Genomic DNA, 13,360 nt, shown 5'->3' with positions numbered 1-13,360 from the left:
GTGGCGGCGGAGACGCCATGGAAGAGCGGGTGCCCCGCCGGGTCCGGCACCTGGTGGTGCTGCCGGGGGGCGGTGGCCTCGACGACCTCTTCAGTGCAGACTCTGAAGCAGGCTCGGAATCAGGCTCGGAATCAGGGGGAAGGGAAGCGGTTGCCCCCACCGAGGTAGCCGAACGCAGGGGATTCCGCACGTTCGTCCCCACCAAAGCCGTCCTCGAGCCAGTAACGGCCGGAGCGCTCGCCACCCAGGCCGTCGCTGAAGCCTTACCCGATGCCGTTCCCTCATCGCATAACCTCAAGTTTAAGCTTAGGGTTATAACACGGTCGGTCACCTCCCCGAAAGCACCGGGGCTTCCGTTCATCGTGTTCGCCTCGATCCTCGTCAGCCTGGCGGTTCTGGGCATGGTGTTCCTGCGGGTCATGGTGGATCAGGCCTCGTTCAAGGTGGACGAAGTAGGCACCCAGGTGACCCAGCAGCAGGCCCAACTCACCCAGCTGCGCTACGCCGTGTCCGTGCAGGAGGCCCCCGACCACATCGCCCAGCGCGCCAGCCAGCTGGGCCTGGTGCCGGCGGCCAAGGTTCAGCCACTCACCCCCCAGACGCCGACATCCACTGCGTCCGGGAGGGCCAATGGGGCGTGAGCGCATGCCTGACCGGCTGACGCCGCCCCGCAGCCCGGGCTCACCCCGGCCGGGCGCCCCGCGCAGCCTGCAACCCGCACCGGGAGCCCACCGCCCCCGGCCTGGGGCCGGTCGGCCCACACGCGCGCCCGTGGCCGGTAGGTCGGCCAACGGGACTCCCCAGCGGGCCCCCCAACGGACTCCCCAGCGGACCCCCCGCTCGGCTCCCCGTCCCACGTCCCCTCCCGGTCCCTTGCCGGCCGGCCGGCCGGTCATGGCGACGTCCGCCGGCGGCGCAGTGCGGCCGTTGCCCACCTTCCGTAGCCCGCTGCGGGCGGGCGGGGGCTTCAAGCCCGGCCACCGGCTGATCTTCTTTTTGGTGGTGATGTCGGTCTGCTTCGCCCTGGTCGCAGCCCGCCTGGTGTGGGTCCAGGGGATCGACTCGCCCCACTTCGTCTCGCTGGCGACCGACCAGCGAGACCGCAAGATCGACCTGCCCCCCACCCGGGGGGAGATCCTCGACCGGAACGGCAGGGTGCTGGCCATGTCGGTGGACGCCAAGACCATCGTGGCCGACCCTCACCAGATCGCCGACCCGGCCGGGGAAGCCGCCACCCTGGCCCCGCTGCTCGGGGTCCCGGTGGGCACCCTCGTGCGGACCCTGGACAACGGCAGCGGGTTCGCCTACCTGGTCCACAAGATCGACCCGGCCACCGCCCAGAAGGTGATGGCGCTGAAGCTGGCCGGGATCACCCAGATCGACGACCCCAAGCGGGTGTACCCCGATGGCCAGCTGGCCTCGCACGTGCTGGGTTTCGTGGGTACCGACGGGACCGGCCTCGGCGGGCTGGAGTCCACCCAGCAGACGGTCCTGGCCGGCAAGCCCGGCCAGATGCAGATCCAGGCCGACCCCCAGGGCCAGGAGATCGTCTCCGCCGGGTCCAGCGTGACGCCACCGGTGCAGGGCTCCGACCTGGAGCTCACCGTCGATCAGGACATCCAGTACGAGGCCGAGGCCGTGCTGGCCCAGGCCGTGCAGAACTACCACGCCCGGGGCGGGACCATCGTGGTGATGCAGCCGTCCACCGGCGACGTGCTGGCGCTGGCCAACGCCCCGGCTTTCGACCCCAACAACTTCGGGACCGCCACCTCCGAGCAGCTGACCGACCGTGCGCTGTCCGACGTCTACGAACCGGGGTCGGTCTCCAAGGTGATCACCGCCTCCGCCGCGCTCGAGTCCGGGGTGGTGACCACCCAGACCGTGATTAGCGTGCCGGATGTCCTCCGTCTGGCCGGGGCGACGTTCCACGACGCCGAGAATCACGCCACCCTCAACCTCACCCTGCCGCAGATCCTGGAGCAGTCCTCCAACATCGGCACCATCAAGGTGGCCGACATGGTGGGCAAGCAGACCCTCGACGCCTACCTGAAGAAGTTCGGCTACGGCCAAGTGACCGGCATCGGGCTCCCCGGTGAGTCTGCCGGCCTGCTGCCGGCCCTGCCGAAGTGGTCGGCCACCGAGCTGCCCACCGCCGCCATCGGCCAGGGCGTGGCGGTCACCGTCATGCAGATGATGGAGGTCTACGCCACCGTGGCCAATGGCGGTGTGCGGGTGGCCCCCCGGGTGGTGGCTGGCGTGCGGAATGCCGCGGGCAAGCTCGTCCCGGCCCCGGCGGCACCGCAGCGCCGGGTGATCGAACCCTCCACCGCCAAGACGCTCACCTCGATGCTGCTGCAGGTGATCAACGGTAGTACCGGCACCGGGGGCGAGGCCGCCATCCCCGGCTTCCAGGTGGCAGGCAAGACGGGCACGGCCGAAAAGCCGGCCGGCGGCGGGTACTCGGGCTACGTGGCCTCCTTCATCGGCTTCGCCCCCGCCGCCAACCCGCAGCTCGCCGTCGGCGTGGTCCTGGACCAGCCGACGCCCATCTGGGGCGCCGACACCGCCGCCCCGACGTTCAAGACCGTCATGCAGTTCGCGCTCCAGCGTCTCGGGATCGGGCCGGGGCCGGCCTCCTACGCCTCGCCGACTGCAGGGGCCGCAGGGGGATCACCCCTCCCGGCCCCGGCCCGTTCCGGAGACGCGCCCGCCTACCCGCTGCCGGACCCCAGCTCGCTGCCGGCGGCGCCCGGCGCGATCGAATAGCCGTCCCACTGCCCCTCCGCCCCGTGGCTCCGTTCTCTCCTGGCGCTCCGCCTGCGGCTCCGCTGTCTCCTGGCGCTCCGCCTGCGGCTCCGCTGTCTCCAGTACATGCATGGCGCGATGCTGCGCCGATGGACGACGCGGTCTCGGCGCACGGCCTGGCGCAGATCCTGCGGGCGGCGGGCATGCCGGTGGAGGAGCGGCTTGCCGGATCGACCGGGCCGCTCACCGACTTGGCCTACGACTCCCGGGCGGTGACCCCGGGGAGTTGCTTCTTCTGCCTGCCGGGCGGCGCCGACGACGGCCACCGGTACGCGCGGGCTGCGCTAGCGGCGGGGGCTGTGGCCCTGGTCTGCCAACAGCCCCTGGAGGTGCCGGCAGCCCAGCTGGTGGTGCCTGACGCCCGCCGGGCGATGAACCTCGCTGCCGCTCCCTTCTTCGGTAACCCGAGCCGGCGTCTCGCCGCCGCCGGCTTCACGGGCACCAACGGCAAGACCACAGCAACCTTCATGCTGGAGTCGATCTGGGGGGCGGCCGGCCTCCCCAGCGGGCTGATCGGCACGGTCGAGAGCCGCATCGGGGGGGTGCCGGTGTCCCACGGCGGCCGCACAACGCCGGAGTCGGTGGACCTGCAGCGCCTTCTGGCCCGCATGGTCGCCGCCGGGGTGGGCCACGTCGCCATCGAGGTGACCTCGATCGGCCTAGCGCAGGGCAGGATCACCGGGACCACCTTCGCGGTGGCCGCGTTCACCAATCTGACCCAGGACCATCTCGACTACCATGGCGACCTGGAGTCGTACTTCCAGGCTAAGCGGGCACTGTTCTCCGGGGAGTACCTCCCCGAATCGGGAGCCGGCCAGGGCTCGGTGGCGCTCATCAACGCCGATGACGACCATGGTGCGCGCCTGGCGGCCGAGCTGTCCGCCGGCCCGTTGGCGGGACGGGTGGTGACCTACGGGGTCGACGCGCCCGCCGATGTCCGGGCCACTGACGTGGCGCCGGCGGGGGGCGGCTCCCGGTTCCGGATGACCGCCGGCGGCAGCCGCCTGGCGGCCGACGAATGGGTGACGCTGCCGTTGCCCGGGAGGTTCAACGTGTCGAATGCCCTGGCGGCTGGTGCCGCAGCGCTCGCCCTCGGCGTGCCGGCGGGCGTGGTTGCCCATGGGCTGGATGCGTTGCCTCCGGTGCCCGGGCGCTTCCAGCGGGTCGATGCCGGCCAGGACTTCGCGGTGGTGGTGGACTACGCCCACACTCCCGATGGCCTCGCCCGGGTGCTCGCCGCCGCCCGTTCGGTGGCCGGGGAGGCGCGGGTGGCCGTGGTCTTCGGTGCCGGCGGGGACCGCGACCGGGCCAAACGCCCCCTCATGGGGCAGGCGGCGGCCGCGGGCGCCGACACCGTGATCGTCACGTCAGACAACCCCCGGGGCGAGGACCCGGCGGCGATCATGGCCGGCATCGAGGCGGGCATCGCCCCGTCGCCGCCCCGCGGCGGCTTCCGGCTGATCGCCGACCGTGCCGAGGCGATCGCCCACGCGTTGGCGGCGGCCCGGACCGGCGATGTGGTGGTCATTGCCGGCAAGGGCCACGAGGCGACCCAGACCTTCGCCGACCGGGTGGTGCCCTTCGACGACCGCGCGGTGGCGACCGAGCTTCTCCGCCGCCTGCGGGGAGCGGGTGCACCCCAGGACGGCAGCAGCCCGTGAGGCGCACGCTGGCACAGCTGGCCCGAGACGCCGGGGGGGAGCTGTCCCTCCCCGCCGGCGGGGATCCGCAGGCCCTGGCCACCGGCGTGGTGGTGGACTCCCGCCGCGTCACTCCCGGGGATCTCTTCGCCGCCTTCGCGGGGGCGGCCGCCGACGGCCACGACTTCCTGCCGGCAGCCTTCGCCGCCGGCGCCGCCGCAGCCCTGGTCACCCGGCCGCTGTCTCCCCAGGAGGCCGGCGGACCGGTGATCCGGGTGGGCGACATCCTCGCCGCGCTCCAGCGCCTGGCGACCGCCAACCGGGCAGCCATCAACCCGGTGGTCATCGGCATCACCGGGTCCACCGGCAAGACCTCCACCAAGGACCTGGTGGCCGCGGTGGCGTCGGCCAAGTTCGCCACGGCCGCCGCCGAACGCTCCTACAACAACGAGCTGGGCGTCCCGCTCACCCTGCTCCTGGCCGGGCCCGGGACCGAAGTCGTGGTGTGCGAACTGGGTGCCCGGGGGCCGGGTCACATCGCCGGGCTGTGCGCGCTCGCCCGGCCGCAGATCGGTGTGGTGACCAACGTGGGTGTGGCCCACTACGAGCTGTTCGGCTCGGCGGAGGCCATCGCGGCCGCCAAGGGCGAGCTCCCGGCTGCCCTGCCGGAGGACGGGGTGGCCGTGCTGAACGCCGATGACCCGGCGGTCGCGGGCCTGGCCTCCCGCACCCGGGCCTCGGTGGTCACCTACGGGCTCGATCCCGGGGCGGCGATCCGGGCGCACCAGGTCAGCCTCGACCGGCTGGGCCGGGCCAGCTTCGTCCTTACCCGGGGCGCCGAGCGGGCGCCGGTCCGCCTGGCGATGGCCGGGCGGCACCAGGTGGCCAACGCCCTGGCGGCGGCGGGTGCGGGATGGGCGCTCGGGCTGGGGATCGAGGAGATCGCCGCCGGATTGGGGGCCGCCCACGCCTCCCCCTGGCGCATGGAGGTGTCCGAGGTGGGCGGGGCGGTCATCGTCAACGACGCCTACAACGCCAACCCGACGTCGCTGACCGCCGCGCTGGAAACCTGCGCCGCGATCGTCCCTGCCGGGGGCCGGCTGGTGGCCGTCCTCGGCTACATGGCCGAGCTGGGCGCCCGCGAGGCCCCGGAGCACGAGGCGGCCGGGCGGGCGGCGGCCGCGGCCGCCCACCAGCTGGTCGTGGTGGGCGAGGGGGCCCGGCCGCTGGCCGACGCCGCCCGCGAGGCCGGGTTGGGGGACGTGGTGCTGGTCGCCGGGGGCGGCGCCGGGATCACCGCCCAGATCGCCGCCGCAGTTGGCCCGCTGCACCCGGGCGACGTGGTGCTCATCAAGGGCTCCCGCGTGGCCGGCCTGGAGCGGGTCGCCCAACAGCTCGAGGAGAAAACCCGGGAGGCGGCCCGGTGACCCGGCTCATGATCGCCGCCAGCCTCTCGCTGGTGGTCGCTCTCTTCGGCACCCCGGTGGCCATCCGCTTCCTGCGCGCCCGCGGTATCGGGCAGCTGATCCGCGAAGACGGCCCCAAGGCCCACTTCGCCAAGAAGGGAACTCCGACGATGGGCGGCGTCGTGATCATCGGCGCCGCGCTCCTGGGCTACGCCGCCGCCCACATCCCGCGCCACCGGGTGTCGCCGTTCACCGACAGCGGCCTGCTGGCGGTCGGGGTGGTGGTCGCCCTGGGGGGGCTCGGATTCCTCGACGACTACATCAAGATCCGCAAGCGCCGGTCGCTGGGGCTGTCCAAACGTTGGAAGATCTTCGGCCAAGCGGCCATTGCCATCATCTTCGCCCTCATCGCCGGCAAGTACACCCAGGCGGTGCGCGGCTTCTCCTTCGTGCGCCCCTTGGGGATTAACCTCGGCCCCCTCTTTGTGGTCTGGGTGTTCCTCGTGCTGGCGGCCTGCTCCAACGGGGTCAATCTCGCCGACGGCCTCGACGGCCTGGCCTGCGGTTCCTCGGCGATGGTGATGGGCGCCTACGTGGTCATCTGCTTCTGGCAGTACCGCCACGCCTGTGGGCTGGGCAAGGCGGCGGCGGTGTGCTACACGGCCCCGCATTCCCTGGACCTGGCCATCGTCGCCGCCAGCCTGTTGGGCGCGGCCGCAGGGTTCCTCTGGTGGAACGCCGCGCCCGCGCGCATCTTCATGGGCGACACCGGATCGCTGGCACTGGGCGGGGCGATGGCGGCCATGGCCCTGCTGACCAACACCCAGTTGCTGGTGATCGTGCTCGGCGGCCTCTTCGTCATCGAGGTGAGCTCGGTGATCCTGCAGGTGGTCTCCTACCGGGTCTTCGGGCGCCGGGCACTCCTGATGGCGCCGCTGCACCACCACTTCGAGCTGCTCGGCTGGCCCGAGTTCACCGTCATCGTGCGCTTCTGGATCCTCGCCGGGCTCTTCGTCGCGTTCGGCCTCGGCCTGTTCTACGCCGACTTCATCGCCCGGGGAGGCGTCGGTTGAGCGCCGGCCTGCCGTTCGCCAAGGTGGGCGTCAAGGTGGGCGTCCTGGGCCTGGGCCGGTCGGGGCGCTCGGCGGCGCGGTTCCTCGCCGGGCTCGGAGTGGAGTTGCCAGGCGTAGGCGCAGCCGGAGCCGTGGTGCCAGCCGTAGGCGTAGCCGGAGCCGTGGTGCCAGCCGTAGTCAAGGCCGAGATCCGTGCGGTGGATGCCGCCGAGGGACCCGAGGTGGCCGCCGCCGCCGCCGAGCTGGCCACTCTCGGGGTCCAGGCGGTGCTCGGGGCCAACGACGAGTCGCTGGCCGAGTGGGCGGATGTGCTGGTGGTCAGCCCCGGCGTCCCGCCCTCGAACCCGGTGATCGCCCGGGCGCAGGCCCGGGGCATCCCGGTGTGGAGCGAGATCGAGCTGGCCAGCCACTACTCGAGCTCGATCGGACTGCCGATCCTGGCGGTGACTGGCACCAACGGCAAGACGACCACGACCGCGCTTCTGGCCGCAATCCTGACCGAGGGCGGCTGGCACGCCATCGCGGCGGGCAACATCGGCTACCCGCTGGTCGATGCGGTGGCCGAACTGCGCGCCGAGTCGCCGGCGGCGCGGGTTGCCCAGGGAGAACCGGTGCTCGTGTGCGAGGTGTCCAGCTTCCAGCTCGCCTTCGCCCCCACCTTCCGGCCCGCCATTGCCGTGGTGCTCAACGTCGCCGACGACCATTACGACTGGCACGCCGGTTACGACGACTACCTGCGGGCCAAGGCCCAGATCGTCGCCCACCAGGAGGCAGGGGACCTGGTCATCGTCAATGCCGCCGACCCCGGGGCGTGCTCGATTGCCGCCGGCGCGGCGGCACGGGTGGCGGCGTTCGGCCTCGGCACGCCGGACGAGGTGGCCGCCCAGGGGGCGGAGGCCATCGGCCGCCCGCTTGCTGCCGCCGCAGGCATCGACGATGGCTGGCTGAGCGCTGGCCCGCCGGGTGCCGCAATTCCGCTGGTCGAGATCGCGAAAATCCGGCTGCATGGGCCGCACAACCGGGAGAATGTCCTGGCCGCCGGGCTGGCGGCGCAGGCGTGGGGGGTGGAGCCCGCCGCGGTCGGCCGCGCAGTTGCGGCGTTCGGCCCGCTCCCTCACCGCAGCACGCTGGTCCGGGAGATCGAGGGGGTGCGCTACATCGACGACTCGAAGGCGACCAACCCGCACGCCACGCTGCGTGCCCTGCAAGGCCTGGAGCGGGTGGTGTTGATCGCCGGCGGCCGGGCCAAGGGCCTGGACCTGTCCCCCGTGGCCGGGGAGCTGCCCCGGCTGAAGGGGGTAGTGGCGATGGGGGAGGCGACCGCCGAACTCGAGGGCCTGTTCGCCGGCCGGCTGCCGTTCGCCACCGCTGCCTGGGTCGAGGATGCCGTCGCCACCGCCGCCGGATGGGCGCAGCCCGGCGACACGGTGCTGCTTTCGCCGGCGTGCTCGTCGCTGGACCAGTACCAGAGCTACGCCGAGCGGGGGAACCGTTTCGCCGCCGCCGTGCGGGCGCTGCCCCCCGCTGAGCCCACCGGGCCATCCGGGCTGGGCGGCCGGCCGTGAGCACGGACCTGGCCGCCGGCCGGGTACGGGCGTCGACGCCCCGCGTTCCGCGCGCCGCCAAGATCCGGACGCCGGCGACCTACCGCCTCCAGGTGGCGACCACCATCGCCCTGTTGGCCATCGGGCTGGTCATGGTCCTCTCCGCCTCGTCGGTCGAGTCGTTCACCGCCTACGGCTCCTCGTTCCTGTACTTCCGCAAGCAGCTCCTCGGGGCGGCGATCGGCGTGGTGGTGATGGCGGTGGTCGCGCGGCTGGACTACCGCCGGCTCCGGGCGCTGGCCCGGCCCCTGTTCTGGGTGACGCTGGCGGCGCTGTTGGCGGCGCTGGTCCCCGGGATCGGGATCTCGGGCGGCGGGTCCAGCCGCTGGTTGGGCTTCGGCCCGATCACGGTGCAGCCCTCCGAGCTGGCCAAGCTGTCGCTCATCCTGGTGGCCGCGCACGTGCTGGAACGCAAGGGCCGGTGGGTCGGCGACCTGCGCGAGCTCACCGTCCCGGCCCTGCCGATGACCGCGATCGCCTGCGGCCTAATGCTCCTGCAGCCCGACCTGGGGACCGCGATCATCGCTGCGGTCTCGGTCGCCGTCGTGCTCTACCTGGCGGGTGCCCGCATCCGGCACCTCGGGGCGATCCTGGCCGGGGCCGGGGCCTGCGGCGCCCTCTACATCCTCTCCAAGCCCTACCAGCGGGCACGGCTGACCGCCTTCCTCAACCCGTGGGCCAACCCCCTCAAGGGCGGCTACCAGATCATCCAGGGGCAGATCGCCCTCGGCAGCGGGGGCTGGTTCGGCGTCGGCCTCGGGGCCAGCCGGCAGAAGTGGTCCTACGTGCCCAACGCCCACACCGACTTCATCTTCGCCATCATCGGCGAGGAGCTCGGCCTGGTGGGGACCCTGCTGGTGCTGGGGGCCTTTGCTTTCTTCCTCTACCTCGGGATCCGCACCGCCCGCGAGGCCCCCGACCGGTTCGGGTTCCTGGTGGCCGGCGGGATCACGGCGTGGATCGGGATCCAGGCCGTGATCAACGTGGGCGCGGTGACCGGGATGCTGCCGATCACCGGCGTGCCCCTCCCGCTGATCAGCTTCGGCAGCACGTCGCTGGTGGTGACCCTGGCGGCGATCGGGCTGCTGCTGTCCATCGCGCGCCTGGGCGGTCTCGCGCGGGCGGAGACCGCCGCCCGGTTGGCGGAGGCCGACGCCAGTGCCGGCGCCCCTGCGGCAGGCGCGGCGGCCGGGGCCGGCGCCGAAGACGCTGACTGAGGCCCGGGAGGTGGGGGACCCCTCGCTGCCCGGTGTCGTGATCGCCGGCGGGGGTACCGGGGGGCACGGGTTCGTGGCTCTGGCGCTCGCCGAGGCCCTGGTGGCGGAGCCGGCCCGGGCCCGGGTGGTCCTGGCGGGCACGACCGGTGGCCCCGAGGCCCGCGCGGCGGCAGCCGCGGGCATACCCTTCGAAGGCATGGACGTGATCGGGTTCCGGCGCTCCCTGGCGCCCCGTGACCTGCCGCGCAACCTCTCGGCCTCCGCCCGCACCGGCGTGGCCACCCTGCGCGCCCGGGTGCTGCTGCGCCGGGTCCACGCGCGTGTGGCCGTGGGGTGCGCGGGCTACGCCAGCGTGCCGGTGGCGGTGGCCGCCCGGCTGGCCCGGGTGCCGCTGGTGGTCCACGAGCAGAACGCCGTCCCGGGCCGGGCCACCCGCCTGGCGGCTCCCTGGGCCTCGGTCGTGGCCGTGTCCTTCCCCGGGACCGGGGAGGCGGGAGCCCCCTGGGCGCGGCGCTGGCCCCGGGTCGTGGTGACCGGCAACCCGGTCCGGCCGGAACTCGCCCACCTGGACCGCCCCGCCCTGCGCCCCGCCGCCTGGGAGCACTTCGGCCTGGAGGCCGCCCGCCGGACCCTGCTGGTCTTCGGCGGGAGCCAGGGCGCCCGGCACATCAACCAGGCGGCACTCGGGGCCTATGACGTCTGGCGTGACCGGGCCGACCGCCAGGTGCTCCACCTGGTGGGCCCGAAGGAGCTGCCCGCGGCTGAGGCCGCGCTGGCCGCGGAGCGCCGGCCGGGCGACGCGCTGGTGTGGCGGCTGGTGGGCTTCACCGACCGGATGGATCTCGCCTACGCGGCTGCCGACCTCGGCGTCTGCCGGGCGGGCGCCGCCACCCTGTTTGAGATCGCCGCGACCGGGCTGCCGTGCATCGTGGTGCCCTACCCGCACGCCGGGGCACACCAGGTGCGCAATGCTCAACCTCTGGTTGAGCTTGATGCCGTCCGGCTGGTGCTCGATGCCGACTGCACCCGTGACCGCCTGGCCGCCGAGGTGGATGGCCTGCTGGACGACCCGCCCACCCTGGCTGCGATGAGCGCCGCTCTCCGGGGGTTCGCCAAGCCCGACGCCGCCCGGGACCTGGCCGACCTCGTGCTCGAGGTGGCGGGCCGGTGAGCCGGCTCCCGGGACTGCCCGTGGCCCCGGGCGGTCGGGTCCACCTGGTGGGCATCGGTGGGGCGGGGATGAGCGCCATCGCCCGCGTCCTGCGGGAGGCGGGCTACCCGGTGTCGGGCTCGGACCAGCGGGAGTCCACTGTGCTTTCCGCCCTGCGGGCGCTCGGGGTGACGGTCGAGATCGGGCACCGGGCGCGCCGAGTGGCGGGCGCCGCCCTGGTGGTGGCATCGGCCGCCGTGCCGGAGTCCAATGTCGAGCTCGAGGCTGCCCGCACGGCGGGCATCCCGGTGCTCACCCGCGGGGAATGCCTGGCGAGGATCGTCGAGGGCCTGCGCACCGTGGCGGTGGCGGGCACCCACGGCAAGACGACGACGTCGGGCATGGTGGCCACGATGCTGCAGGTGGCGGGCCGGGAGCCCACCTGGCTGCTGGGGGCGGACCTCGCCCGGCGGGGCGCCGGGGGCCACCTGGGCGGGGGGACCGTCGCCGTCGTGGAGGCGGACGAGGCGTACCAGTCCTTCCTGTGGCTGGCCCCCGAGGTGGCTGTGGTGACCAACGTCGAGGACGACCACCTGGACCACTACGGCGGCTTGGCGCAGCTCATCGAGGCCTTCGGGGCCTTCGTCGCGGCCACCACCGGCACCGTCATCCTGTGCGGCGACGACGCCCGGGCGGCAGCGCTCGCCGCGCACGCCACCGGGGACCTGGTGGTCTACGGCCTGGAGACACCGGCGGTGGACCTGCCCGCCGGGCTGCCGCCCGACCTGCGGATCGGGGCCGAGGGCATCGAGACCAGCGCCGAGGGCTCCCGCTTCACGCTGACCATCGACGGCGTGCCCGCGGTCCCGGTCGCCCTCCGGATCGCCGGCCGGCACAACGTGTGCAACTCCCTGGCGGCCGCCGGGGTCGGGCTGGCCCTCGGCCTGGAGCCGCGGGCGGTCGCCGACGGGCTCGCCCAGTTCGCCGGGGCCAGCCGGCGCTTCGAGTACCGGGGGAGCGTCCTGGGGGCGGACCTGGTGGACGACTACGCCCACCACCCGACCGAGATCGCCGCCACCCTGGAGGCCGCCCGCTGGGGTCCGTGGCGCCGGGTGCTGGCGGTCTTCCAGCCCCACCTCTACTCCCGCACGCAGGCGATGTGGCCTGCCTTCGGCTCGGCGCTCGCCCGGGCCGACGTCGTGGTGGTCACCGACGTCTACGGCGCCCGCGAGCAGCCCATCCCGGGGGTGACCGGCAAGCTGGTGGTGGACGCGGTGTGTGACGCCGCCCCCGGGCGGCGGGTGGCCTACCTCCCTCACCTGGAGGAGGCGGCCGACTACGTCCGGGGCTTGCTGCGGCCCGGGGACTTGCTGCTGAGCCTGGGGGCGGGCGACATCACGACGCTGCCCCAACGGGTCCTCGCCCACGGCGACGCCGTGCGCCCGGAGCGGTGACCGCCGGGTTCGCCGCCGTCGCCCGCAGCCTGCGCACCTCGGTGCGGGGCCGGGTGTCCACTGACGCCGAGCTGGCCCCGTTCACCACCTACCGCCTGGGCGGGGCCGCCGCCATCCTGGTGGAGGCCGAAGCGGAGGAGGACCTGGCGGCCACCGCTCTGGCGGCCGAGGGCGCCGGGCTCCCGGTGCTCGCCCTGGGGCGGGGGAGCAACCTGCTGATCTCCGACGCCGGGTTCGCGGGCATCGTGCTGCGCCTGGGGAAGGGCTTCGACTGGATCCGGGCTGCCGACGACGATGAGGAGGCCCTCGATGCCGGCGGCGCCACACCCCTCGGCCGGCTGGCCAACTGGGCCGCCCGGCGGGCACTGACCGGCCTGGAGTTCGCCGTGGCCATCCCGGCGACGGTGGGCGGGGCCGTGCGCATGAACGCCGGCGCCCACGACTCGTCGTTCGCCGCGGTGCTGCGCCGGGCGCGCATCTACCGGCTGGGCGAGGCGGCCGCCGCCGACGCGCCCGCCGCCGACCTCGGCCTGGGCTACCGCTCCACCGGCCTGGGGGAGCGCGACATCGTGTGTGCCGCCCGCCTCCACCTGCAGGCGGGATCTCCCCAGGACATCGCCGCCCGGATGCAGCGCTACCGGGACCACCGGGCGGCGACCCAGCCCACCGAGCCCCGTACCGCCGGGTCGATGTTCCGCAACCCGCCCCCGCCCGCCCCTTCGGCCGGGCGCCTGATCGAGGAGTGCGGGCTCAAGGGGTTCCGGGTGGGGGCAGTCGAGGTCTCGCCCAAGCACGCCAACTTCTTCGTGGCCTCGGCCGGCGCCCGGGCGAGCCAGGTTCACGACCTCCTCGCCTCGGTCCAGGCGGCGGTCGCCGAGGCGACGGGGGTCGTGCTGGTCCCCGAGGTCCGCCTGGTGGGCGCCTTCGGCGGCCCGCCCCTGCGTACATGAGCGGGCGCGCCCCGTCTCCCCGCGGCGCTCAGGGGCCCACCGGCGCCCGCGGCGGCCCGGG

General features: G+C 74.0%; 10 protein-coding genes. All 10 read left to right on the top strand.

The features are described 5' to 3' along the window. Positions 1-17: 17 nt before the first annotated feature. On the top strand, positions 18-641 hold the full coding sequence (locus tag VFW71_08560) for a hypothetical protein (GenBank protein HEU5002815.1): 624 nt from the start codon (positions 18-20) through the stop codon (positions 639-641). Between the two features lie 253 nt (positions 642-894). Beyond that, the gene (locus VFW71_08555) at positions 895-2,766 is read left to right on the top strand and encodes a penicillin-binding protein 2 (protein HEU5002814.1); all 1,872 of its coding nucleotides are present in this window, start codon (positions 895-897) and stop codon (positions 2,764-2,766) included. A gap of 128 nt (positions 2,767-2,894) precedes the next feature. Continuing rightward, positions 2,895-4,466 (top strand): UDP-N-acetylmuramoyl-L-alanyl-D-glutamate--2,6-diaminopimelate ligase, encoded by a 1,572-nt coding sequence (locus VFW71_08550; GenBank protein ID HEU5002813.1) that lies wholly within the window; start codon positions 2,895-2,897, stop codon positions 4,464-4,466. After that, positions 4,463-5,872 carry a UDP-N-acetylmuramoyl-tripeptide--D-alanyl-D-alanine ligase gene (gene murF / locus VFW71_08545; protein ID HEU5002812.1) on the top strand — a complete coding sequence of 470 codons (1,410 nt, stop codon included), beginning with the start codon at positions 4,463-4,465 and terminating at the stop codon, positions 5,870-5,872. Before VFW71_08550 ends, murF begins: the two co-directional genes overlap by 4 nt. Next, complete coding sequence (mraY, locus tag VFW71_08540; GenBank protein HEU5002811.1) at positions 5,869-6,924, top strand: phospho-N-acetylmuramoyl-pentapeptide-transferase; 1,056 nt, start codon at positions 5,869-5,871, stop codon at positions 6,922-6,924. Before murF ends, mraY begins: the two co-directional genes overlap by 4 nt. Next, positions 6,921-8,489 carry a UDP-N-acetylmuramoyl-L-alanine--D-glutamate ligase gene (murD, locus tag VFW71_08535; GenBank protein ID HEU5002810.1) on the top strand — a complete coding sequence of 523 codons (1,569 nt, stop codon included), beginning with the start codon at positions 6,921-6,923 and terminating at the stop codon, positions 8,487-8,489. The genes mraY and murD overlap by 4 nt, the downstream gene beginning before the upstream one ends. Continuing rightward, a complete protein-coding gene (ftsW, locus tag VFW71_08530) occupies positions 8,486-9,745 on the top strand; it encodes a putative lipid II flippase FtsW (protein ID HEU5002809.1) in 1,260 nt (419 codons plus the stop codon). The genes murD and ftsW overlap by 4 nt, the downstream gene beginning before the upstream one ends. Beyond that, positions 9,687-10,916: a UDP-N-acetylglucosamine--N-acetylmuramyl-(pentapeptide) pyrophosphoryl-undecaprenol N-acetylglucosamine transferase gene (locus tag VFW71_08525; protein HEU5002808.1), complete on the top strand. Its 1,230-nt coding sequence runs from the start codon at positions 9,687-9,689 to the stop codon at positions 10,914-10,916. The genes ftsW and VFW71_08525 overlap by 59 nt, the downstream gene beginning before the upstream one ends. Next, a complete protein-coding gene (gene murC / locus VFW71_08520; protein HEU5002807.1) occupies positions 10,913-12,349 on the top strand; it encodes a UDP-N-acetylmuramate--L-alanine ligase in 1,437 nt (478 codons plus the stop codon). Before VFW71_08525 ends, murC begins: the two co-directional genes overlap by 4 nt. After that, entirely contained in the window at positions 12,346-13,299 is a 954-nt protein-coding gene (murB, locus tag VFW71_08515) for a UDP-N-acetylmuramate dehydrogenase (protein HEU5002806.1), read from the top strand. The genes murC and murB overlap by 4 nt, the downstream gene beginning before the upstream one ends. Positions 13,300-13,360: the final 61 nt, after the last annotated feature.

Source organism: Actinomycetota bacterium (assembly GCA_035765775.1).
Lineage (GTDB): Bacteria > Actinomycetota > CADDZG01 > JAHWKV01 > JAOPZY01 > DASTWV01.
This window is presented reverse-complemented; position numbering and strand designations above follow the sequence as displayed.